Raw genomic sequence first — 22857 nt, forward strand, 5'->3', positions numbered from 1 at the left:
CCCCGGTGGTAGCGTCGAAAGGCGGACCATGAGGAGGGGAGCCCAATTGGTCCAGGCTGACAGCGGTTCGTCGCCCTGGCGCCCGACGCCGCCACTGCTGGTGGCGGTGGCCGTCGGGCTGGTCGTGGGCGCGCTGATCACCGCGATCGTCTTCCTCGCGACGCGCGGCGACCGGACCACACCTGCTGCCGCCGCGGACAGTAGTACGGCGATGTGCGCCGCGATCCCGATCGCGCACGACGTACTGCCGTCCGTCGTGACGATCGCCGCGCAACGCGGCAACCAGAGCGGTACCGGGTCCGGGCAGGTGTTCCGGGACGGCGGCTACATCCTCACCAACGACCACGTCATCTCGGTCGCGGCCGGTGCGGGCGGGGCGGTGACGATCCGGTACAGCGACGGGCACACGTCCGCGGCGACGATCGTCGGGCGGGACCCGAGCACGGACCTCGCCGTCCTGAAGGCCGCCGACGGCGCGAAGGGCTTCCCGGTGATCGCGCTCGGGTCGTCCGCGGCGCTGCAGGTGGGACAGCCGGTGGTCGCGCTCGGCGCCCCGCTGGGGCTGAGCAGCACGGTCACCACCGGCATCGTCAGTGCGCTCGACAGGTACGTACCAGTGCCGGGCGAAGGCGTCACCCATCACCTGATCGGCGCGATCCAGACCGACGCGTCGATCAACCCGGGCAACAGCGGCGGGGCGCTCGTCGACTGCGCCGGCCACCTGGTCGGGGTGAACGCGGCGATCGCCACCGTGCCGAACGCGAGCGGGGTGTCCGGCGGCGGCAGCGTCGGGCTGGGTTTCGCGATCCCGATCGACATCGCGAAAGAGGTCGCCGGCCAGCTGATCAGCACCGGGCGCCCGGGGCATCCGATGACCGGGCTGCAGGTCCAGACGCTGCCGCAGTCCCAGCACCAGCAGGGATTGTTCGTCCTGGCGGCCGAAGGCCCGGGCGCCGCGGCGGGGCTGCGCGCCGGGGACGTGATCACCACGATCGACGGCCGGCCCGCCACCAACAGCGAGCAGCTCGTGGTCGCCACCCTGACCCGCAAGGCCGGCGACAAGATCGAGATCGGCTACTCCCGGAACGGCACCGCGGCCACGACCACTCTGGTCCTCGCCGCCTCCTGATCGACCTTCCCCGGCAAGTGGACCTGACCACTTGCTGACGCTTTCGCTGGACATGAGCGCATACCTTGCCTATTCTCCCATCATTGGTCCGTACCAGTTGGGAGTCCAAGGATGAACGTGAAGGCAGCCGGGCTGGCCCTCGCCCTCGCCACCGGCATCGCGCTGGCGGGTTGTGCGCCGAGTACCGGGTCCAAGACCGGCGGCAGTGCCGGTGCCGCGGGCAGCGGCAGCGGGACCGTGAAGATGGTGCTGTGGCCCGGGCCCGAGGGCGACGCCATGGGCAAGGTCGTCGAGGCCTACAACGCCGGGCAGGGCGCCACGGACAAGATCAAGGTCGAGATGACCCTGCTGTCCCGCCAGGACACCTTCTCGAAGGAAGCCACGCTGATGGCCGCGAAGTCGAGCCAGCAGGACATCTACTTCGTGGCGAGCTACAACGTCGGTCAGTACGCGAACTCGCTCGACCCGCTGACGTCGGTGGACGCGAGCAACTACTTCCCGGTCGCGGTCGACGGGCTGAAGTACCAGGACAAGCAGTACGCGCTGCCGCTGGACGTCTCGAACCACTTCCTGCTGTACCGCAAGGACCTCGTCGACGCGTTGCTGGCGACGAAGAGCCAGTGGCCGGCGTACCAGGCGGTGGCCGCGAAGGCGATCGGGGAGAAGCGCGACCCGAAGCCCGCCGCCGAGTGGGACTGGCAGGACTACGTCGCGATGTCGGCGTGGTTCAGCAAGACCGCCAACCCGGCGTCGCCGACGCAGTACGGCACGATCCTGCAGGCCAAGAACCTGCTCTACAACACGATGATCTGGGACGACGTGCTCTGGGGCGAGGGCGGCTCCTGGACCACCAAGGACGGTAAGGCCAACCTCGACACCGACGCGGCCAAGAAGGCGGTCGGCGTCTACAGCACGATCTACAAGAACGGCTGGACCTCGAAGGACAGCTCGCAGGCCGAGTTCCCGGAGACCCAGGCCGCGTTGAAGGCCGGTACGACGGCGTTCGCGCTGCAGTGGTCGGCCGGCTTCGCCGAGCTCAACGACAAGAGCAAGTCGCCGCTGGTCGCGGGCAAGATCGCGATCGCCCCGGTGCCGGGCCAGAAGACCCACGTGCACGCCCTCGCGGTGGCGCTGAACAAGTACTCCGGCAACAAGGACGCCGCGAAGAAGTTCCTCGACTACCTCGCCACGCCGGACGCGATGACGGCGTACGCGAAGGCCGGCGGCATCCCCGCGATGCCCGCGGTGCTGAAGGCGAACACCGCGATCAACCCGGCGTTCGGGCAGATCGCGGAGTCGATCGACAAGTACGGCTACTCGGTGCCGGTGTTCCCGAACACCTTCGAGGCGTACAGCAAGCTCGCCGAGACGCTGAGCGGTGCGTGGGTCGGCCAGCAGGACGCCGGTACCGCCGTACAGACCGCGAACACCGCGCTGCAGAAGCTTCTCGGGTGAGCATGCGGACCACGTCACGACTCCCGAAGTGGGTGCTGGGTTCGCCGCTGATCGTGTTCGCGCTGATCTTCGTGGCGTACCCGGTCTACCAGGGCATCCAGACCGGCTTCTACGGCCTCTCGCTGCAGAACCCGGAGACCGCGTTCACCGGTGTGGAGAACTTCCGCACCGTGCTGACCGATCCCGGGTTCTGGTCGGCCGCGAGGTTCACCGCGCTGTTCGCGCTGGCGGTGACCGCGATCGAGACCGTGCTCGGCTTCGGCCTGGCGCTGCTGGTGAACCGCGAGTTCCCCGGCAAGAAGGTCTTCTTCACGATGCTGCTGGTCCCGATCATGGTCGCGCCGGCGCTGCTCGGCGTGATGTTCCGGCTGCTGCTGAACGGCGACATCGGGCTGGTCCCGGCGGCCCTGCGCGGTGTCGGCCTGGACGTCTCGCTGTTCGCGCCGAACACGGTGGTCCCGCTGCTCGTACTGCTCGACATCCTGCAGTGGACGCCGTTCGCGTTCCTGGTGATGTACGCCGGCCTGCAGTCGTTCCCGACCGACGTGCTGGAGGCCGCCCAGGTCGACGGGGCCGGGCGGCTGCGGACGATCCGGTCGATCGTGGTGCCGATCATGAAGCCGATCATCTTCGCGGCGATCTTCCTGCGGCTGATCGACGCGCTCCGGACCTTCGACGTGATCTACGTACTGACCGCCGGGGGGCCGGGGACGAAGACCACCACGATGAGCATCTACATCTACAAGACCGCGTTCGAGTCCGGTCGGTTCGGGCTGGCGGCGGCCGCGTCGGCGATCGTGATGGTGGTCCTGCTGCCGTTCGTCCCGCTGTTCGTGAAGCGGATCGCGAACCCGAACGGGGACGCCCGATGACCGGCCGGAAGCGGCGGTTGTGGGGTACGACGATCGCCGTCGGCCTGATCGCGATCGTCGTCAACGTGCCGTGGTTCAACGCGCTGTTCGTCAGCTTCCGGTCCGACGGCGACATCTCACGTGGTGCCACCGCGGTCGGTACGCCGACCGGCGCGCACTACGCGAACGCGCTCGGCGCCGCCGGGTACGACTTCCCGCGGTTCTTCCTGAACTCGGCGCTGATCGCGCTCGGCGCGGTCGTGCTGGTGCTGGCGATCGCGATCCCGAGCACGTACTCGGCGATCCGGCTCGGGTTCGGCGGCCGCTTCATCATGAACGCGTCCAGCGGACTGCGGCTGCTGCCGGCGATCTTCTTCGCGGTTCCGTACTTCCTGCTGATGTCGAACCTCGGCCTGCTCGACACCGTGCCCGGGCTGATCCTCGCGAACACCTTCCTGAACCTGCCGCTGGCGATCATCCTGCTGTCGGCGGGCTTCCGCGACGTACCGGTCGAGGTCGAGGAGGCCGCCAAGGTGGACGGCGCGAACACCTACCGGATCCTGTACTCGGTGCTGATGCCGATCCTGGCGCCGTCGCTGGTCGCGGTCGCGGTGCTGGTGTTCATCTTCTCCTGGAACGACTACCTGTTCGCGCTGGTGCTGTCCTCGTCGAACGCGACCCCGATCACCCTCGGTGCCGCGAACTTCGTGACCAGCACCGGCATCCGCTGGGGCGACATCTCGGCGACGGCTATCCTCTCAACCCTGCCGCCGGTGCTGTTCGCCGTCTTCGCCCAGCGGTACCTGGTCAGCGGCCTCGCGGCCGGCGCGGTGAAGGGGTGACCATGCCAACAAAGGGGACAGCACAAGAGCGCCTGAAGTACGAGCAGGTCGCGGACGAGATCGCACGGCGGGCGGGGGAGCTGCAGCCGCACGACCATCTCCCGTCGGAGCGCGACCTGATGCAGCAGCTGGATGTCAGCCGGATGACCGTCCGGCGGGCGATCGAGCAGCTGGTACGGCGCGGGCTGGTCTACCAGGTGCACGGGTCCGGTACGTTCGTCGCCGATCCGGACGTGGTCACCAAGACGCTGCGGTTGACCAGCTTCACCGAGGACATGCAGCAGCGCGGTCTCACGCCGTCGACGACGGTTCTTCGTACGGCGGTGCAGCCGGCGACAGAGGACGTCGCCCGGCGGCTGCGGATCGAGCCCGGTGCCGACGTACTCGTCCTGGAACGGCTGCGGCTGGCCGACGGTACGCCGATGGCGCTGGAGTCGGTGCACCTGCCGGCGATGGGGACGGACTGGTCCGCGTTCGACCCGACTGCCTCGCTGTACGCGCAGATGAGCGCGGCGGGGATCACCGTGGAGCGGGCCGCGCAGTCGATCCACGCGGTGAACCTCGACCGCGACCAGGCGTACCACCTCGACCAGGCGGTCGGCGCCGCCGCGCTCCAGGTCACTCGGGTCAGCTACACCGAGGCCGGCGTACCGGTGGAGATCGCGGAGACGATCTATCGCGGCGACCGCTACGACTACGACCTCGTGATCTCCCGGGCGGCACAGTGACAGCTGGGATCCTGGTCGCCGACATCGGCGGGACGAAGATCGCCGCCGCCCGGACCGACACCACGGGCGCGCTCGTCACAAAGATCCTGCAGTCACCAACTCCCACAGGAGCAGGGGCACCGGAGACGCCGCCTCCGTCCGCTCCTTCTGCGGGGGCGGGGCGGGTGGTGGATGTGGTTGTGGGGTTGTTGGAGGAGTTGCGCGAGCCGGGGGATCGTGCGGTGGGAATCTCGGCGGCGGGAGTCGTTGATGTTGCCGCCGGGAAGGTGCTGACCGCGACCAGCAGCATCGGTAGGTGGGGTGGTACGCCGCTCGGCCCGCTCGTGTCCCAGCGGCTCGGGCTGCCGGTGTGGGTGATCGGTGACGGGAACGCGTTCGGCGTCGGGCTGTCGATCGAGTACGGCGTGCCGAACCTGCTGGCGCTGGTCGCCGGGACCGGGATCGGTGGAAGCCTGATCCTGAACGGCGAGCCGGTCCTCGGCGCGCATCACGCCGGTGGGCATTTCGGCCACGTGGTCGCCGCCGAGGCCGCCGGAATGCCCTGTCCCTGCGGGCGGATCGGCCACCTCGAAGCGGTGGCCAGCGGTTACGGGATCCTCGCCTGGTACCACGCGCACGGCGGCGATCCCGCGGTGGCGACCACGCGCGACCTGGCCCGTCGTACGGACGAACTCGCCCGGGCGGCACTGCACACCGGGGGTACGGCGCTGGGTGCGGCGGCAGCCGGTCTGGTGAACGCGATCGATCCGCAACTCGTCGTCGTCGCGGGCAGTGTCGCCCGCGCGGGCGAGGTGTGGGAGCCGGCACTGCGGACGGCGTACCGGGACGGCCTGATCCCGGCGGTCGCCGAGACCCGGCTCGAGGTGTCGGCCGGTGGTGCGGAGACGGCGCTGCGCGGAGCAGCCCACTACGTGATGAGGAGGACGGCGGCATGAGCGCGCGTACGGGGGCACTCGCCTCGATCAAGGGGCGGCTGGTGGTGTCCTGCCAGGCGTACCCGGGCGAGCCGATGCGGTCGCCGGTCATCATGGCGGCCGTCGCGCAGGCGGTCGTGCAGGGTGGTGCGTACGGCGTCCGGGCGCAGGGCATCGAGGACCTGAAGGCGATCCGGCCGCTGGTCGACGTCTGCCTCATCGGTCTGGTGAAGCGCGGCTCCGACGGCGTCTTCATCACGCCGACGGTCGCGGACGCGGTCGACTGCGTGACCGCCGGAGCGGACGTCGTCGCGCTCGACGGCACCGCCCGCGAGCGCCCCGACGGGCAACCGCTGGCCGCGAGCATCGCCGCCGTCCACGACCGCGGCGCTCTGGTGATGGCGGACTGCGGGAGCCTCGACGACGCGTTGTACAGCATCGACGCCGGCGCTGACTGCGTCGGCACCACACTCGCCGGCTACACCGGCGCCCGCCCGGTCAGCCGCGGCCCGGACCTCGAGCTGCTCGCCGAATTCGTTGGCCGGGTCAACGTTCCGGTGATCGCCGAGGGCCGGATCCGCAACCCGCAGGACGCCCAGGCCTGCCTGACCGCCGGCGCGTACGCCGTCGTCGTCGGCACCGCGATCACGCACCCGGCCCGGATCACCCGCACCTTCGTCGACCACCTCCACACCTGACCGCGTCAATCGGTACGGTAGACCTTCGGCAGCGTGAGGACCGGAGGGTGCGCGGCGGATGACTGACCACGAGATCCGGATTGCCCTGGTACTGAACGGGGGCGTCAGCCTGGCGGTCTGGATGGGGGGCGTGACGCATGAGCTGGACCTGATCCGCCGGGCGTCCGGCGGGTCGGCCGTGCCCGGGCCGCAGCGGTACGACGCGGTGATCGCGGACCGGTGGCGGGAGTTGTGCCGGCGCGGGGACGAGCAGCGGCGGATCGTCGTGGACGTGATCGCCGGGACGAGCGCCGGCGGGCTGAACGGATCCCTGCTGGCGACCGCGATCGCGAACGGGTCGACCCTCGACCCGGACAGCGAGAACGGGCCGTGGTTGCGGCAGAAGTGGGTCGGGCTCGGGTCGCTCGACGTCGGCAAGCTGGTGCCGTCCGCGGGGGTGAAGTCGCCGTCGGTGCTGGACGGCAAGTACTTCCTCCGGCAGGTCGAGGGGCTGCTCAAGGACGTCGCCGACGCGGGCGAGCGCGCGGCCGAGGAGCCGGTGACGTTGTTCGTGACCGCGTCCGGCCTGGGCGTGCAGCAGTTCGCGGCGAAGGACGCGGCCGGCCAGGAGTTCGTCGTACCGGATCATCGGTACCTGTACTGCTTCACCAGCGAGGACGCGCCGACGTACGACGGGGCGAAGCGAAAGTTCGTCTCCGCGGACGAGAACGGCCTGAAGGACACCGAACTGCTGGCCCGTGCGGCGCGGGCGTCCGCGTCGTTCCCGGCCGCGTTCGGCCCGGTGCTGGAGACGCCCGAGCTGGGTGCGCAGCCGCCGCGGATGCGGCCCGGCCCGGCCGAGGCGGGTGCCTGGCTGATCGACGGCGGCGTCCTCGACAACGCGCCGTTCGGTCCGCTGCTCGACGTCGTCGCCCGGCGTCCGGTCACCGGCAAGGCGACCCGGTACGTGCTGTACGTCGTACCGTCCGCGGGGATCGGGCACGCGGCGACGGCGCTGCCGGCGGCGAAGGAGCCGAGCTGGCGGGTGTCGGCGCTGTCCGCGGTGCAGTTCCCGCGCGAGGTGGACTTCCGGTCGGACGTCGAGCAGCTCGAACGCCTGCTGCTGGACGCGGACGCGTCCTGGTCCGACACCCAGCGGCTCTTCGACCGTTGCCTGGAGCAACCGGACGAACGGGCCCGGCTGCGGGCGGCGGCCACGGCCCTGCAACCGGCGTACTCGCGGGGCCGCGCGGCCGGCGGGGTGTGGGAGGCCGTCACGATCGCGAGCCACGACCAGTCGACCGTACTGGACGCCGCGACCGCGCTGTCGGAGTCCGAGATCGACGAGGTACTGCGCACCGAACACCCGTGGGTGCCCGGGCCGGACGGCTCGACGACCGCGCTGCACCAGGACGCGGACGGGAAGCCGGCGTGGCTGTGGGGGACCGGTGCGGCCGAACGCATCGTCAGGTTGATCCTGCGTTCGTTGCGGACGCGGATCAGCGGGTCGGAGCGGGCGGAACGGACCGGCCTGGAGAAGCGGCTGACCGCGGCCAGCGACTGTCTGCTGAAGGTGCAGGCCGTCCGCGACGCACTCGACGTACAGCTGGCGGCCGCGCAGCTCGACCTGCGGCCGGCCGGCGGTGCCGAGGCGGTCGCGGTCGGGCTGAACGACATCTTCGAGCAGTTGCAGATCCAGCGCACCCTCGGCGACGCGTTCGCTGCCCTGGTCGAGAGCGTCGGCCAGGAGTTGGTGGACATCGCGCTCGACGTCGAGATCGTGTCCCGGTGTACGTCGGCGCGGACTCCGGAGCAGCGCAGTGCGCCGTTCCAGTTCCTCCGGCTCGGGCCGGACATCCCGCTCGCGGTGCTCGACGACCTGCAGGAGGGGGCGATCGCGAACGAGCTGAACGACCGGATCCTGTACGGCAGCCAGGTCGGGCACTTCGGTGCGTTCGGTGCCGCCGACTGGCGGCGGTGGGACTGGCTGATGGGCCGGCTGCACTGCGTCGCGCACCTCGGCGCGATGCTCGGCGCGGACGCGGACTGGATCCGCGAGACGCAGCACCAGGTGCTGCAGGCCGAGGGCTGGCAGCTGGACAAGGTCGCCGAGCGGATCGAGCGGCTGGCCAGGGACTTCCCGGTCGACGCCGGGATGAGTGCGTTGCTGACGATGCGGGACGAGCTGAACGCGTCGCCCGAGGGCCGCGCGATCACGAAGGGCCTCGCGGACCGGATGGTCGACGTGTCCGGCGGACTCGGGCCGCGGGTCGGCGACTGGGTGAAGGCGACCGCCGGGCGGAAGAACCAGCCCGGCTCGTGGCTGCTGCGGACCGTGCGCTGGTTCACCGAGCCGGCCCGGCAGGCGGTGTGGGAGCGGACCGTGCGCGGCGCCAAGCTGACGCCCGCGCAACGGCCGCCGGTCTTCGAGCCGTGGTTGCCGCTGGCAACAGCCGCGGTGGGGATCGGGCTGCTGGTGCTGGCCGGTGTGGTCGGCCCGGTCCGGCTGATCGCCGCCGTCCTGGCCGGTGCGATCCTCGCCCTCAGCGCCGTCCTCGGCGCGATCACCTGGTACGTCCGCCGTACCCGCCGCCGGATCCGCGCGTGGCTGGAGGAACGGATGCCGGAGATCAGTCCAGAGTCACGAAGTCGATGAGCTCTTCGACCCGGCCGAGCAGTGCCGGGTCGAGGTCGGCGAAGCTGTTCACCTTGGACAGGATGTGTTTCCAGGCCGCGGCGACGTCGGCCTGGTCGGTGGCCGGCCAGCCGAACGACTGCAGCACGCCCTTCTTCCAGTCCTGCCCGTGCGGGATCCGCGGCCAGGCCTTGATCCCGACCGACGACGGCTTGACCGCCTCCCAGATGTCGATGAACGGGTGCCCGACGACGAGTACGTAGCGGTTGCTGACCTGGGCCGCGATCTTCGACTCCTTCGAGCCCTCGACCAGGTGGTCGACGAGGACGCCGAGCCGCCGGCCGGGACCGGGCTGGAACCGGTTGACGATCTCGACCAGGTCGTCGACGCCCTCGAGGTACTCGACCACGACGCCCTCGATCCGCAGGTCGTCGCCCCAGACCTTCTCGACCAGCTCGGCGTCGTGCCGGCCCTCGACGTAGATCCGGCTGGCCCGCGCGACCTTGGCCCGGACGTTGTCGACCGCGACCGAACCGGACGCGGTCCTGGTCTTCTTCGCCGGGCCCGCCTTCTTCGGCGGCTTCAGGCTGACCGGCTTGCCGTCCAGCCAGAACCCCGGCCCGAGCGGGTAGGTGCGGATCTTCCCGTGCCGGTCCTCGAGATCGACGACGCCGTGCTCCCAGCGCACGATCGCCCCGACGAACCCGGAGCTGGGCTCCTCGACGACCATGCCCTTCTCGATCTCGACCTCGACGGTCCGCCCGTTCTTGGGCTTGCGCCAGTCACCCGCGAGTACGTCGTTCCCATACCTGTCAGCCACTCGCACATGCTAATAAGTCGGAGCCGCATGTGTGGCTGTCGACTGGCGGGTTGGTGCGGTCAGGGTGAGGACGAAGTACGCCAGGAATCCGGCGGCCAGGCCGACCGCCCACGAGTAGTCGTACAGCGGCTTGAGGAACGGGATCAGGCCGTGTTGCGGGAACGGGCCCGCGCCCGGGTTCGAGTAGGCGCCGCCGACCGCGAGCACGGAGCCGAACAGGGTCGCGACCACGCCGCGCCAGTTCCAGCCGGCCGAGTACCAGTAGCGGCCGTTCGGTGTGTAGAGGTCCGCGAGTTGCAGGTGCGTGCGGTCGATCAGCCAGTACCCGGCGATCAGTACGCCGGCCACCGACGCGAGCAGCCCGCCGTAGAACGACAGCCACACGAAGATGTAGATCGACGGGTCCGAGATCAGCCGCCACGGCTGGATGACGATCCCGATCACGCCGGTGACCAGGCCCGCGGACCGGAAGTTCAGCCAGCGGGGCAACGCGTTCGCGAAGTCGTACGACGGACTCACGACGTTCGCCGCGACGTTGCAGGACATCGTCGCGAGGATCGCCATGATCAGGCCGATCGTGACGACCACCGGGTTCTCGAACCGGCGGGTGAGCTCGACCGGGTCCCAGATCGCGGAGCCGTACAGCACCACGGTGCCGGAGGTGGTGATGATCGAGACCAGCGCGATGAACGACATCGTGGTCGGCAGCCCGATCACCTGGCCCCACACCTGCGCCCGCTGGCCCTTCCCGAACCGGGTGAAGTCCGGCATGTTCAGCGACAGCGTGGCCCAGAAGGCGATCATGCCCATCAGCGACGGCGCGAAGATCGTCCAGAAGTCAGCTCCCCAGCCGAGCTTGGACGGCTGCGACAGGATCGGGCCGAGGCCGCCGGCCTTCACCAGGATCGCCACCATCAGCGCGACGAACGCGATCGTGACCAGCGGCGCCGCCCAGTTCTCGAACCGGCGCAGGCCCTCGATACCGCGGAAGATCAGCACCATCTGCAGGGCCCAGAAGAACAGGAAGCTCAGCCACATCGTCCACGGGTGGCCGCCGACCGCGGACGCGCCGGTCCAGCCCTTGCCGAACAGCTCGCCGACGATCACGAAGATCGCCTGGCCGCCGATCCAGGTCTGGATCCCGAACCAGCCGCAGGCGATGAAGGCCCGCAGCAACGCCGGGAAGTTCGCGCCGCGGACGCCGTAGAACGCCCGCGCGAAGACCGGGAACGGGATGCCGTACTTGGTGCCGGCGTGGCTGTTCAGCAGCAGCGGGACCAGGACGATCAGGTTCCCGAGGGTGATCGTGAGGAACGCCTGCAGCCAGTTCATCCCGAGCGCGACCAGCCCGGACGCGAGCAGGTAGCTGGGGATGTTGTGCGCCATCCCCATCCACAGCGCCGCGTAGTTGTACGTCGTCCAGGTCCGCTCGGGCAACCGCGTCGGCGCCAGCTCCGCGTTCGCGTACCGGCTGCCGGCCAGCGCCACCGGATCGGTCAGTTCGACCCGTCCGTCCGGGTGCACTGTCTGTTGGATAGTCGCCATGCGGTACCACCCCATCCGGTCGGGCGAAGTCCGTTCCGAACAAGTTGCGCGACCGGCCGTCCGATGTCAACGGAAAGGGGTTATCCGGGGCCGAGCAACGGGAGGCTCGGGCGTTGCGGGGTGCCGAGTACGGCGTACCCGCGGCGGATCGCGTCCTGGAGCTCGCCGACCGGCCAGGGCCAGTCCTCGGTGCTCTTGAGGGCGTCCTCCAGCGAGGTGCCGGCGTGGTGCAGCGACGAGATCAGGTTCGCCACCTTGCCCAGCTCGATCGCCTGGTCGTGCGCGAACTCCAGGTCGACGACCGCGCCGTGCCCCGGGACGATCCGCACGTTCGGCGGCATCATCCCGACCACGGCCTGGATCGTGTCCGGCCACTCCAGCGGGAACGAGTCCTCGCCGTACGACGGCGGCGCCGACTCCTCGAGCAGGTCGCCGACGAAGAACACCTCGACGTCCGGTACGGCGACCACGGTGTCGCCGGACGTGTGCCCGTTGCCGACCCACAGCAGTTCGACGCGGCGGTCGCCGAGGTCGATCACCTTCGCGGCGGCGAACGTCGTACCGGCGAGGTTCTGCTCGGCGGCGGCGTTCTCGTGCAGGAAGACCTCGGCGCCCTCGAAGACGCCGTTGCCGTTCACGTGGTCGAAGTGGGCGTGGGTGTTCACGACCCACTTCACCGGGAGGTCGGTGAGTTCGCGGATGTGCTCGCGGAGCTGCTCGGCCTCCTCGGCGGTGGCGCGGGTGTCGATCACCACCGCACCGTCCGCGCCGGCGATCAGGCCGACGTTCAGGTCCCATTCGTCGTACCGGCGGACCCAGGTGCGGTCGCCGAGCTCCTGCCAACTCATGCGCTCGACACTACTTGCCCGCGTTACTTGCTGAGTACGTCGCCCCTGGCCACCTGGTCCCGCTTGATCCCGCGGAGCAGCAGCCCGACGTTGTCGCCGGCCTTCGCGGTCTGCACGATCTTGCGGAACATCTCGACCCCGGTCACCTCGACCTGCAGCAGCGGCTGCCCGGCGCGGCTGAGCATGACCTGGTCGCCGACCGACACGGTCCCGGTCCGCACCTGCCCGGTGACCACGGTCCCGCGCCCGGTGATCGAGAACACGTCCTCGACCGTCAGCCCGAACGACCCCACCGGCAGGCTGTCCTGCGGCCGCTCCGGGAAGCTGTTCGGCTGCGCGTGGCCGCGCGCCAGCAGCTCCTGCGGATCCATCGGATTCGACCGCTTCCAGAACTTCCAGCCCATGTGGTGAGAGTAACGGTTGGCAAGCCCTCTCCTGGCGACTTAAGGTCGCAAGTGTTCCGAACGGAACTCCGAAACTTTCGAAGGGTGGCCGGTGTGACGACACGACGTGCGGTTGTGGTCCGGGGTGGCTGGGAAGGGCACTCCCCGGTCGAGGCGACCGATCTGTTCATCCCGCACCTCGAGGCGAACGGGTTCGAGGTGACGGTCTCCGACACCACCGCGGCGTACCTGGACCTCGACGGCGTCGACCTGGTGCTGCAGTGCGTGACGATGAGCGAGATCGAGCCCGAGCACTTCAAGGGCCTGGAGGCGGCGATCCGGCGCGGTACCGGGTTCGCCGGCTGGCACGGCGGGATCGCGGACTCGTTCCGGAAGAACGTCGACTACAGCTTCATCACCGGCGGGCAGTTCATCTCGCACCCGCACGGGTACACCGACTACCGGGTCGACATCGTTGCCGATCACCCGATCGTCGAAGGCATCAAGCACTTCGACGTGCACACCGAGCAGTACTACATCCACTACGACCCGACGAACACCGTGCTCGCCACCACGACGTTCGAGTCGCACCCGGACTACCCGTGGATCGAGGGCGCCGTGATGCCGGCGATCTGGACCCGCACCTGGGGTGAGGGCAAGGTCTTCGTCTGCACGGTCGGCCACAAGCTGGACGATCTGGAGACGCCCGAGGTCAAGACGATCATCGAGCGGGGGCTGCTGTGGGCGAGCAAGTGACCGGAGTCGGCATCGTCGGTACGGGCGTCATCTCCGGCACGTACCTGGACCACCTGGCCGAGCTCCCCGGCGTCGACGTGGTCGCCGTCGCGGACCTGGACGTCTCGCGCGCGCAGGCGATCGCGGACCAGAACCCGGGCATCCGTGCGGTGTCACCCGAGGAGCTGTACGCGGCCGACGACGTCGACATCGTCCTCAACCTCACGATCCCGGCAGCCCACGCCGCGGTGCACCAGGCCGCGCTGGCCGCGGGCAAGCACGTGTACGGCGAGAAGCCGCTGGCGATGGACCGTGCCGAAGCGGAGCCGCTGCTGAAGTACGCCGCCGCCAACGACCTGCGGATCGGCTGTGCGCCGGACACCGTCCTCGGCACCGGCACCCAGACGGCGCGCGCGGTGATCGACCGCGGCGACATCGGCATCCCGCATGCGGCGACCGCGTTCATGGTGACCCCCGGCCACGAGCTGTGGCACCCGGCGCCCGAGTTCTACTACCAGCCGGGCGGCGGCCCCGTCCTCGACATGGGGCCGTACTACGTGACCAGCCTGGTCACGCTGCTCGGGCCGGTCGTCCGGGTCACCGCCCGCGCGGGCCGGGCGAAGCAGCAGCGGGAGATCCACACCGGGCCCCGCGCCGGGACCGTGTTCGACGTGGAGGTGCCGACGCACGTCACCGGCGTACTGGAGCACGAGTCGGGCGCACTGACCACCGTGCTGATGTCGTTCGACGTCTGGGCCGGGCGGCTGCCCCGGATCGAGGTCCACGGGACCGACGGCAGCCTGTCCGTGCCGGACCCGAACGGTTTCGACGGGACCGTCGAGATCGTCACCCCGGAGCGGCGCGAGTGGACCGAGGTGCCGGTCGCCGGCGGGTACGCCGGAGCCGGGCGCGGCGTCGGTGTCGCGGACATGGCCCGGGCCTTGCGCACCGGCGAGCCGCACCGCGCGACCGGCGAGCTGGCGTACCACGTGCTCGACGTACTGGAGTCGTTCGTGGACTCCGCCGTACAGGATCAGCCGCTCGATGTGGCCAGTACCGTGACGCGTCCCGCGCCCGTTCCGTTGGGAGCCTCGCCCGAGACCGCCTAGACTGGCACTCCGAAGGACTGAGTGCCAGGAGTCGGAGAGGGTGGTGTGCGCGTGCTGGACGACCGCAAGCTGGATGTGCTCCGCGCCATCGTCGAGGACTACGTCGCCACCCACGAGCCGATCGGGTCGAAGGCACTGGTCGACCGCCACAACCTCGGTGTCTCCCCGGCCACCGTGCGTAACGACATGGCGGCGCTGGAGGAGGAGGGGTACATCACCCAGCCGCACACCAGCGCCGGCCGGATCCCGACCGACGCGGGGTACCGGCTGTTCGTCGACAAGCTGAGCACGGTCAAGACGCTGTCGACGGCGGAGAAGAAGGCGATCACGTCGTTCCTGGCCGGCGCGGTCGACCTGGACGACGTGGTCCGGCGTACCGTCCGGCTGCTCGCCCAGATCACCCGCCAGGTCGCCATCGTGCAGTACCCGTCGCTGAACCGGTCGAGCGTGCGGCACATCGAGGTCGTCACGATGAGCCCGCGCCGGCTGCTGCTGGTGCTGATCACCAGCAACGGCCGGGTCGAGCAGCGGATCGTCGAGCACCCGCAGGACGTCGACGAGCAACTGACCGCGGACCTGCGGTCCCGGCTGAACACCGCGCTCGCCGGTCAGCGACTGACCGACGCGGCGACGGCGCTCGCGAGCGTGCCCGAACTGTTCGCACCGGCGGACCGCGCCCTGGTCTCGTCGATCGTCACCACGCTGTTCGAGGCGTTCACCGACGAGGTCGGGGAGCAGCGGATCGCGGTCGGCGGCGCCGCCAACCTGACCCGGTACGGCGACGACTTCGAGCGGAACGTGAAGCCGGTGCTGGAGGCGCTCGAGGAGCACGTCATCCTGCTCAAGCTGCTCGGCGAGGCGACCAACCCGCAGACGCTGACCGTCCGGATCGGGCACGAGAACCCGTACGAGGAACTCGCCACGACCTCGGTGGTCGCGACCGGGTACGGCTCGAAGTCGGAGGTGCTCGCCACCCTCGGCATCGTCGGACCCACCCACATGGACTACCCGAGCACGATGGGCGCCGTACGGGCCGTCGCGCGCTACGTCAGCCAGATACTGGCCGAATCCTAAATAAGACAACCCCTGGTCTGGAGTATGAGCACCGATTACTACGCCGTCCTAGGTGTCAGCCGTGACGCGTCACCGGACGAGATCAAGAAGGCGTACCGCAAGCTGGCACGTCAGTACCACCCGGACGTGAACGACTCCGAGGACGCGCACCAGAAGTTCCAGGAGATCGGGCGCGCCTTCCAGGTGCTCAGCGACCCGCAGAAGCGGCAGATGCACGACCTCGGCGGCGACCCGTTCGCGTCCGCGGCCGGCGGGCCGGGCGGTGCCGCGGGCTTCGGGCAGGCGTTCACGTTCACCGACATCATGGACGCGTTCTTCGGCCAGACCGGCGGCGCCACCCGCGGGCCGCGGCCGCGCACCCGGCGCGGCCAGGACGCGCTGATCCCGCTGCGGATCGACCTCGCCGAGGCGGCCTTCGGTACGACGCGGGAGCTCAAGGTCGACACCGCCGTACTGTGCCCGACCTGTAGCGGGTCCGGCGCGGCGGCCGGGTCGGAGCCGGTCACCTGCGAGATCTGCCACGGACGCGGCGAGGTGACGCACACGCAGCGGTCGTTCCTCGGCGAGGTGCGGACGATGCGCCCGTGCCCGAACTGCCGCGGCTACGGCACCACGATCCCGAACCCGTGCGTCGAGTGCTCCGGCGACGGGCGGGTGCGCTCCCGGCGTACCGTCACCGTGAAGATCCCCGGCGGGGTCGACAGCGGGACGCGCGTGCAGCTGTCCGGTCAGGGCGAGGTCGGCCCCGGCGGCGGCCCGGCCGGTGACCTGTACGTCGAGATCGAGGTCGAGCCGCACGACATCTTCACCCGGAACGGCGACGACCTGCACTGCACGGTCACGCTGCCGATGACGGCGGCCGCGCTCGGGACGACGATCGACCTGCCCACGCTGGAGGGCGAGACCACGCCGCTGGAGATCCGCCCGGGGACCCAGTCGGGGACCCAGCAGACGCTGACCGCTCGCGGCGTACCGCGGCTGCGGCACGCGGGGCGCGGCGACCTGATCGTCCAGGTGATCGTCGAGACCCCCACCAAGCTCGACGACGCCCAGGCCGACCTGCTCCGCCAGCTCGCCGTGGCCCGCGACGAGGAACGCCCCCAGGGCCAGGTCCAAGCCACCCACAAGAGCGTCTTCGGCCGCCTCCGCGACGCCTTCGGCGCCCACTGACAACCACTGACCCCACTGGCCGCCTACCGACGCCGGGCCTGTCCCTCACCGGACAACCCTCCACTTGAGGGGGCAACCCTCGGATGGTTGGCGTGAGATCCTGGGCCGGCTCGTGGTGGACGGTCATGCGGGAGGTGTGGGTCGGTGGGCGTCGCGGTGTTCTTTCGGGCTGAGCTCGGTGGGGACGAGGTCGTGCTGGACGGACCTGAGGGGCGGCATGCGGCCGTCGTACGGCGGATCGGGCCGGGGGAGCGGATCCGGCTGACGGACGGGCGCGGTGCGTGGGCAGAAGGGCCTGTGGTGGACGCGTCCAAGGTCGGCGTGACGGTTGCCGTCGACGAACGGGGGACCGTCGCGCAGGCGGACCCGCGGCTGGTCGTGGTCCAGGCGGTGCCGAAGGGGGAGCGGGCCGAGTTGGCCGTGGAGATGCTGACCGAGGTCGGCGTCGACGTGATCGTCCCGTGGAACGCGGAACGCAGCCAGTTCCGGGCGAACCCGGAGCGGGTCGAGAAGATGCTCGCGAAGTGGCAGGCCTGGGCGTTCGAGGCGAGCAAGCAGTCCCGCCGGACGTGGTTCGCCGAGGTCACGCCGCTCGCCACCACGGCCGACGTCGCGAAGCGCCTCGCCGCCGCCGCGCTCCCCGTCGTACTGCACGAGGAAGCCACCGTCCCGCTCGCCACCCTCGACCCGCCCGATGACGGCGACATCGTCATCGTGATCGGCCCCGAGGGCGGGTTGGCCCCGGCGGAGCTCACGTCCTTCGCCGTCGAGCCGATCCGCCTCGGCGACACCGTCCTGCGAACCTCCACGGCCGGAGTCGCCGCAGCCTCCGCCCTCCTGTCCCGCTCCCGCTGGCGCTGATCCGGGGAGGTCAGCCGCGGACGGCTCGCTGGTACGCCGCCAGCAGGTCCGGGTCGTCGATGCTGCCGTGGTGGTGGAGTTGGCGCCAGACACCGTCGTACGTGAAGACCCTGGTGGTTCGGATGTGTAGCGGGCGGTTGCCCAGGTAGGTGCCGGTTTCGCGGCCGGCGAAGATCACCGAGTCGCCGAGCCAGTACGTCGCGGCGTCGCCGAACGTCACCTGGACGTCCAGGACTCCCGCGAACACCCGCTCGTACAGCTCACGTACGGCGTCCCGCCCCCGCAGGATCCCGCCGACGGGATTGTTCAGCTGCACCAGCGGATCGTCCACCCAGCCGGCGGCCAGCGTCTCCAGGTCCTTGGAGTTCAGCGCGTAGTAGAACGTCTCCAGCGCCGCCAGTGCGCCGGCCCGCCCCGGCGTCCGCGCCTCGTCCGTCCGGGAGCGCGCACCAGGCCCGAAGCCGTAGTCCACCAGTTCGATCATCGCCAGTACCTCGCTAAGCTGTTAGACAGGAACCGAACACAACTGTACGACGAGGATCGAACATCATGACCGTCGAGTCCGCCAGAGCGAGGACGCTCACGCACGTCGACCCCGCCGAGGTGACCCTGCAGTCCGCGCTCGACGCCCTCGCCGACCCGGTCCGCCGGTCGATCCTTCGCGACCTCGCCGCCCACGAGGAGTGGACGCGCGCCTGCGGCACGTTCGACCTCCCGGTCAAGAAAGCGACCGCCAGCCACCACTTCGCCGTACTGCGCTCCGCCGGCCTGATCGAGCAGCGCGACGAGGGCGCCCGCCGCCTGAACCGCCTGCGTCGCTCCGAGTTCGACGCGGCGTTCCCCGGCCTCCTCGCCGCGACGATCGGCCGCGAGGGCGACTGACCCCTACTTCACCAGGATCGCCTTGCTGTCGGTGTCCGTGACCGTGCCGTCGGCGGCGGACACGAGGTACACGCTGATCTGCCACGGCCCCGGGCTGAGCGTCAGCTGGAACGAGTACGGCGAGAACGTCTGACCCTGCTTGGTGCTGGTGTGGCTCTTCCGCACCTCACGGGTCTTCAGGTTCGTCGCCTGGTAGTTGACCGTCGCCTCGAACGCCGCCGCCACGCCCTGCACGGTGACCTTGGGCGTCAGCGCCTGGTCCTGCTTGGGTGAGTCGATCCAGACCAGCGCCTGCACGTCGGAGGCCAGCGCCCGGTCCAGCGGCTCGCTGGCGTCGATCTGTCCGAAGAGCTGCTGCACGGCCGCACCGTTCTGCGTGACGCGGATCGGGGTCTGGTCGTCCTTGAGCGCGCCCTGGACCGTGTAGACGAGCTGCTGCGCCGCGACCCGCGCGACGTCCTCGTCCAGCGTGGCCTTCGGCAACTGTTTGAAGTCGACCGTGACTTCGTCGTTGTCGCGGGTCACCCTGTTCACCGCCGCACCGCGCCAGACCGAGTAGTAGTCCGGGTCGTCGGGGTTCTTCGTGGTCATGATCCGGACCGCCTGCTCCGCCGGGCGACCGCTGACCTTCGACCAGGTGCGGTACAGCCGGGCGGACGCCTTCTTCTGCGCGCCGACCTGGGTGCCGAGCCAGTAGACCGGGACCAGCATGTCGTGCACCGACGCCTCCGGTACGCCGCGTGTCCTCGTGGCCTGGCTGGGCACCGGGGACGCGGTGCGGACCGTCGGGGCCTGGGACTCCGGCAGGGCGGACGTGGTGCTGGTGCGCTGGCCGGCGACGGCGTCGCCGTCGTGGGCGGTGGTGTCGGTGCCGGTGAAGACGGTGAACGCGCCGATCGCGGCCGCGGTGCCGATCGCCGCGACGCCGGCGGTCAGGAACCAGGGGTGGCGGGTGGACGGGCGCTGGGCGTGCGCGCGGCTGCGGATCTCCAGCAGGGCGTCGGCCGGCTCGATCCGGTCCGCCTCCTCGCGGAGGGCCCGCCGCATCAACTCGTCGAACTGGTCGTGGGAGTTGTCGTTCATACGTTCTGCTCCAGGACCTGGCGCAGCGACTTGGTCGCGCGCGCGGCATGGCTCTTCACGGAGCCCCGGCTGATGCCCATCGTGTCGGCGATCTCCGCCTCCGACAGGTCACCGTAGTACCGCAGCACCATCACGGTGCGTTGCTTCTCCGGCAGGGTCCGCATCGCCTCGATGACCCGATCGGTCTGCTCGGTCCGCAGGACCGCCTGCTCGGCGCTCGGTTCGTCGGGGAGCGACTTCGGGGTGTGCTTGTCCACCACGACGAGGTGGCGCTGGCGGGACCGGCAGCGGTTCACCACGGCGGTCCGCAGGTACGCGAGCGCCTTGTCGGGATCGCGCAGCCGGTTCCAGCGGCCGTGCATCGCGACGAACGCGTCCTGCACGATCTCTTCGGCCGTGCCGGTGTCGCGTAGCAGCAGCGCGCCGAGCCGGACGAGCGACGTGTAGTGCGCGGTGTAGACAGCCGTCAGCGCCTCGTCCGCGCTCCACGACGACTCAGGTGTCACGCACTCTTCGTACACCACGGCAGGTTGTGCCACGAAAAGACGACGCCAAGACTCCGTCCCAGGTTGACAACAGCATGCCCCGTTCTGATGGGAACCTGAGGAGATGAAGCAGCACGGCGACAGTGAGTGGTCAGGTCATCACGAGATCACGCACGCCGCCGTCGCCCGGCTCTACCAGCACCTGGCCGCGCCCGACGGCACGATCCGCGGCGTGCCTCGTGAGCAGTACGCCGAGCTCCTCGACAAGGCCCAGGCGCACCAGGACAGGGCTGTCGGCGCAGGCGTGATCAAGAACTTCAACGGCACCGGACGCTCGTTCCCGTACGTCGGCCCCGGCCCGACGACGCACTCGGCGTACGCCAACCCGGACGCGCAGCGCGAGCACTTCATGGCGGACCCGTACCGCAAGGGCTGGGACAACCTGCGGAGCAACACCGAGTACATCCACGAGCAGCTCGCCTCCGCGCACGGGTCGGCCGCCGACGAGTTCACGCACCTCGGCGCGGCCGCACACGCCTTGCAGGACAGCTATTCCGGTGCGCACGCCTGGCGCGAGGACTCGGTGTACGACGGCGACGTGAACGCGCCGGTACGGTCGCTGCACGTGTTCACGCCGGTGCACGCGGTCGGCGTGGACGACGGGCGGAACACGCACTCCGACGAGTTCGACAGGCCGCCGGTGAACTCCGGGTCCACCCGCGCCGCGGTCGAGGCGACGTACCGGATGCTGCGCGGCTACGAGCTCAACCGGAGCTCGCCGCCGGACGTTGCCGACCGGGCGCGACGCGCCGACCTGGGGCCGACGCTGCGGCCGTCGGCGGCCGGGGTCACCGTCAGCCTGCACCCGGACCGCGAATGGACCGCCGAACGCAACCGCCGGCTGGCCCTCGAGCACGGCGTCCTCCGGCCCGGCCCGGAGGCCGACGAGATCGCCCGGCTGGCCGGTGTCCTGACACCGAACCCGGCCCCCGGGCCGGCCGCGGAAGCGGCGGCACCTGCCGCGGGGCGGCCGCCGGGCGGGGTGTCCCGGGGAATTACACGTGAGGGTGTCGGTCGGGACGGCTAGCATGGAAGCTCCCATCACCAGTACTCAGGAGGAAGAGCCTGTCCAGGCCACGCAGTATCGAACCGGAAGCCCACCCGAACGGTGCGGCAACCGCCACGCAGGCGTCCCACAAGATCGTCGTGCCGAACAGCATCGACATGGTGGCCCTGCTCGGAGCCCGGGACGAGTTCCTCCGCATCGTCGAGAAGGAGTTCGCCGCCGACATCATGGTCCGCGGCAACGAGATCTCGATGACCGGTGAGCCTGCCGAGCTGGCGCTGGCCGAGCGGCTCTTCGACGAGCTGGTCGCGGTCGTGCGCACCGGGCACGGGCTGACCGCCGACTCCGTCGAGCGCAGCATCGCGATGATCAAGCAGGCCACCGCGGAGTCCCCGCGCGAGGTGCTGACCCAGAACATCCTGTCCAGCCGCGGCCGCACGATCCGGCCGAAGACGCTGAACCAGAAGCGGTACGTGGACGCGATCGACAAGAACACGATCGTGTTCGGCATCGGCCCGGCCGGTACCGGCAAGACCTACCTGGCGGTCGCCAAGGCGGTCCAGGCGCTGCAGGCCAAGGAGGTCACCCGGATCATCCTGACCCGGCCGGCCGTCGAGGCCGGGGAGCGGCTCGGCTTCCTGCCCGGCACGCTGTCGGAGAAGATCGACCCGTACCTGCGGCCGCTGTACGACGCACTCCACGACATGCTCGACCCGGAGTCCATCCCGCGGCTGATGACCGCCGGCACGATCGAGATCGCGCCGCTGGCCTACATGCGCGGCCGGACCCTGAACGACGCGTACATCATCCTGGACGAGGCGCAGAACACCTCGCCGGAGCAGATGAAGATGTTCCTCACCCGGCTCGGCTTCGGCTCGAAGATGGTCGTCACCGGTGACGTCACCCAGGTCGACCTGCCGAACGGCACGAATTCCGGCCTGCGTGTCGTGCAGGGAATTCTCGAGGGCGTGCAGGATCTGGCATTCTGCCGGTTGACATCGCATGACGTGGTCCGGCACAAGCTGGTCGGCCGGATCGTGTCGGCGTACGAAAACTACGAAGGCAGTGCTGATTCCCACCGATGAACGTCGAGGTCAACAACGAGTCCGGCGTGGAGATCGACGCGCACGGACTGATGCGGCTCAGCAGGTTCGTGATGTCGTCGCTGCGGCTGCACCCGGAGTGTGAGCTGTCGATCAAGCTGGTCGACGAGGACACCATGGCGCGGTATCACGTCGAGTTCCTGGACCTGCCGGGTCCGACCGACGTGATGTCGTGGCCGATGGACGAGCTGCGGCCGGGGTCCGACGCCGATGCGGACGAGGACCTGCCGCTCGGGCATCTCGGCGACATCGCGCTCTGCCCGACGGTGGCGGCCGCTCAAGGCGCGAAGGCCGGCCACGGCACGTGGGCCGAGCTGGAGCTGCTCACCGTGCACGGCATCCTGCACCTGCTCGGCTACGACCACGCGGAACCCGCCGAGAAAGCCGAGATGTGGGACGTCCAGGGCCGCCTGCTGGAAGCATGGCGCGCACCTGGAAATCGTCTAGAGGCGTGATACTCCC

General features: G+C 70.1%; 23 protein-coding genes and 1 pseudogene. 17 read left to right on the plus strand and 7 right to left on the minus strand.

Annotated elements, in window-relative coordinates:
- Positions 1 to 46 precede the first annotated feature (46 nt).
- The 8 genes from AB0M51_RS01585 (at position 47) to AB0M51_RS01620 (ending at position 9252) form a co-directional block, all read left to right on the plus strand.
- A complete protein-coding gene (locus AB0M51_RS01585) occupies positions 47 to 1129 on the plus strand; it encodes a trypsin-like peptidase domain-containing protein (RefSeq protein ID WP_363747647.1) in 1083 nt (360 codons plus the stop codon).
- A gap of 111 nt (positions 1130 to 1240) precedes the next feature.
- The gene (locus AB0M51_RS01590) at positions 1241 to 2584 is read left to right on the plus strand and encodes an extracellular solute-binding protein (RefSeq protein WP_344190031.1); all 1344 of its coding nucleotides are present in this window, start codon (positions 1241 to 1243) and stop codon (positions 2582 to 2584) included.
- A gap of 2 nt (positions 2585 to 2586) precedes the next feature.
- Positions 2587 to 3456, plus strand: coding sequence for a sugar ABC transporter permease (locus tag AB0M51_RS01595; protein WP_344191204.1), 870 nt, complete (start codon positions 2587 to 2589; stop codon positions 3454 to 3456).
- Entirely contained in the window at positions 3453 to 4277 is an 825-nt protein-coding gene (locus AB0M51_RS01600) for a carbohydrate ABC transporter permease (RefSeq protein ID WP_344190029.1), read from the plus strand. The genes AB0M51_RS01595 and AB0M51_RS01600 overlap by 4 nt, the downstream gene beginning before the upstream one ends.
- A 2-nt stretch (positions 4278 to 4279) precedes the next feature.
- Positions 4280 to 5005 carry a GntR family transcriptional regulator gene (locus AB0M51_RS01605; protein ID WP_344190027.1) on the plus strand — a complete coding sequence of 242 codons (726 nt, stop codon included), beginning with the start codon at positions 4280 to 4282 and terminating at the stop codon, positions 5003 to 5005.
- Positions 5002 to 5940, plus strand: coding sequence for an ROK family protein (locus tag AB0M51_RS01610; RefSeq protein WP_344190025.1), 939 nt, complete (start codon positions 5002 to 5004; stop codon positions 5938 to 5940). The genes AB0M51_RS01605 and AB0M51_RS01610 overlap by 4 nt, the downstream gene beginning before the upstream one ends.
- Positions 5937 to 6617, plus strand: a complete 681-nt coding sequence (locus tag AB0M51_RS01615; RefSeq protein ID WP_344190023.1) for an N-acetylmannosamine-6-phosphate 2-epimerase — start codon at positions 5937 to 5939, stop codon at positions 6615 to 6617. Before AB0M51_RS01610 ends, AB0M51_RS01615 begins: the two co-directional genes overlap by 4 nt.
- Positions 6618 to 6675: 58 nt before the next feature.
- Positions 6676 to 9252, plus strand: a complete 2577-nt coding sequence (locus AB0M51_RS01620) for a DUF3376 domain-containing protein (protein ID WP_344190021.1) — start codon at positions 6676 to 6678, stop codon at positions 9250 to 9252.
- Here the strand turns inward: AB0M51_RS01620 and AB0M51_RS01625 are convergent.
- The 4 genes and pseudogenes from AB0M51_RS01625 to AB0M51_RS01640 all read right to left on the minus strand — a co-directional run.
- Entirely contained in the window at positions 9227 to 10051 is an 825-nt protein-coding gene (locus AB0M51_RS01625; RefSeq protein WP_344190019.1) for a DUF3097 domain-containing protein, read from the minus strand. The genes AB0M51_RS01620 and AB0M51_RS01625 overlap by 26 nt on opposite strands.
- Positions 10052 to 10060: 9 nt before the next feature.
- Positions 10061 to 11596 carry an NCS1 family nucleobase:cation symporter-1 gene (locus AB0M51_RS01630; protein ID WP_344190017.1) on the minus strand — a complete coding sequence of 512 codons (1536 nt, stop codon included), beginning with the start codon at positions 11594 to 11596 and terminating at the stop codon, positions 10061 to 10063.
- Positions 11597 to 11676: 80 nt separating this feature from the next.
- The gene (locus tag AB0M51_RS01635; protein WP_344190015.1) at positions 11677 to 12444 is read right to left on the minus strand and encodes an MBL fold metallo-hydrolase; all 768 of its coding nucleotides are present in this window, start codon (positions 12442 to 12444) and stop codon (positions 11677 to 11679) included.
- 26 nt (positions 12445 to 12470) lie between these two features.
- Positions 12471 to 12764, minus strand: a pseudogene (locus AB0M51_RS01640) (EF-Tu/IF-2/RF-3 family GTPase); the annotation flags it as partial.
- A gap of 177 nt (positions 12765 to 12941) precedes the next feature.
- Here AB0M51_RS01640 and AB0M51_RS01645 point away from each other — a divergent pair.
- From AB0M51_RS01645 to AB0M51_RS01665, 5 genes are all read left to right on the plus strand, one after another.
- Positions 12942 to 13583, plus strand: coding sequence for a ThuA domain-containing protein (locus AB0M51_RS01645; protein ID WP_344190013.1), 642 nt, complete (start codon positions 12942 to 12944; stop codon positions 13581 to 13583).
- Positions 13568 to 14671 carry a Gfo/Idh/MocA family oxidoreductase gene (locus tag AB0M51_RS01650; RefSeq protein WP_344190011.1) on the plus strand — a complete coding sequence of 368 codons (1104 nt, stop codon included), beginning with the start codon at positions 13568 to 13570 and terminating at the stop codon, positions 14669 to 14671. The genes AB0M51_RS01645 and AB0M51_RS01650 overlap by 16 nt, the downstream gene beginning before the upstream one ends.
- A 51-nt stretch (positions 14672 to 14722) precedes the next feature.
- Complete coding sequence (gene hrcA, locus AB0M51_RS01655) at positions 14723 to 15745, plus strand: heat-inducible transcriptional repressor HrcA (RefSeq protein WP_344190009.1); 1023 nt, start codon at positions 14723 to 14725, stop codon at positions 15743 to 15745.
- Between the two features lie 24 nt (positions 15746 to 15769).
- A complete protein-coding gene (gene dnaJ / locus AB0M51_RS01660; protein ID WP_344190007.1) occupies positions 15770 to 16915 on the plus strand; it encodes a molecular chaperone DnaJ in 1146 nt (381 codons plus the stop codon).
- 144 nt (positions 16916 to 17059) lie between these two features.
- On the plus strand, positions 17060 to 17776 hold the full coding sequence (locus AB0M51_RS01665; protein ID WP_344190005.1) for a 16S rRNA (uracil(1498)-N(3))-methyltransferase: 717 nt from the start codon (positions 17060 to 17062) through the stop codon (positions 17774 to 17776).
- Between the two features lie 10 nt (positions 17777 to 17786).
- Here the strand turns inward: AB0M51_RS01665 and AB0M51_RS01670 are convergent, their stop codons facing one another.
- A complete protein-coding gene (locus tag AB0M51_RS01670) occupies positions 17787 to 18260 on the minus strand; it encodes a nuclear transport factor 2 family protein (RefSeq protein WP_344190003.1) in 474 nt (157 codons plus the stop codon).
- A gap of 65 nt (positions 18261 to 18325) precedes the next feature.
- Between AB0M51_RS01670 and AB0M51_RS01675 the strand changes: the two genes are divergently transcribed.
- Positions 18326 to 18658: a helix-turn-helix domain-containing protein gene (locus AB0M51_RS01675; RefSeq protein ID WP_344190001.1), complete on the plus strand. Its 333-nt coding sequence runs from the start codon at positions 18326 to 18328 to the stop codon at positions 18656 to 18658.
- A 3-nt stretch (positions 18659 to 18661) separates the two neighbouring features.
- On the opposite strand, the gene AB0M51_RS01680 is transcribed toward AB0M51_RS01675, so the two are convergent.
- Positions 18662 to 19741 carry a Gmad2 immunoglobulin-like domain-containing protein gene (locus tag AB0M51_RS01680; protein WP_344189999.1) on the minus strand — a complete coding sequence of 360 codons (1080 nt, stop codon included), beginning with the start codon at positions 19739 to 19741 and terminating at the stop codon, positions 18662 to 18664.
- Positions 19738 to 20247 (minus strand): SigE family RNA polymerase sigma factor, encoded by a 510-nt coding sequence (locus AB0M51_RS01685; RefSeq protein WP_344189997.1) that lies wholly within the window; start codon positions 20245 to 20247, stop codon positions 19738 to 19740. Before AB0M51_RS01685 ends, AB0M51_RS01680 begins: the two co-directional genes overlap by 4 nt.
- 103 nt (positions 20248 to 20350) lie before the next feature.
- Here AB0M51_RS01685 and AB0M51_RS01690 point away from each other — a divergent pair, with 103 nt between their 5' ends.
- The 3 genes from AB0M51_RS01690 (at position 20351) to ybeY (ending at position 22850) form a co-directional block, all read left to right on the plus strand.
- Positions 20351 to 21313, plus strand: coding sequence for a hypothetical protein (locus AB0M51_RS01690; RefSeq protein WP_344189995.1), 963 nt, complete (start codon positions 20351 to 20353; stop codon positions 21311 to 21313).
- Between the two features lie 137 nt (positions 21314 to 21450).
- Entirely contained in the window at positions 21451 to 22377 is a 927-nt protein-coding gene (locus AB0M51_RS01695; RefSeq protein WP_344191202.1) for a PhoH family protein, read from the plus strand.
- Complete coding sequence (gene ybeY / locus AB0M51_RS01700; RefSeq protein ID WP_344189993.1) at positions 22374 to 22850, plus strand: rRNA maturation RNase YbeY; 477 nt, start codon at positions 22374 to 22376, stop codon at positions 22848 to 22850. Before AB0M51_RS01695 ends, ybeY begins: the two co-directional genes overlap by 4 nt.
- Positions 22851 to 22857 lie beyond the last annotated feature (7 nt).

The organism is Kribbella sp. NPDC051137 (assembly GCF_040682535.1).
GTDB classification, from domain to species: Bacteria; Actinomycetota; Actinomycetes; order Propionibacteriales; family Kribbellaceae; genus Kribbella; species Kribbella karoonensis.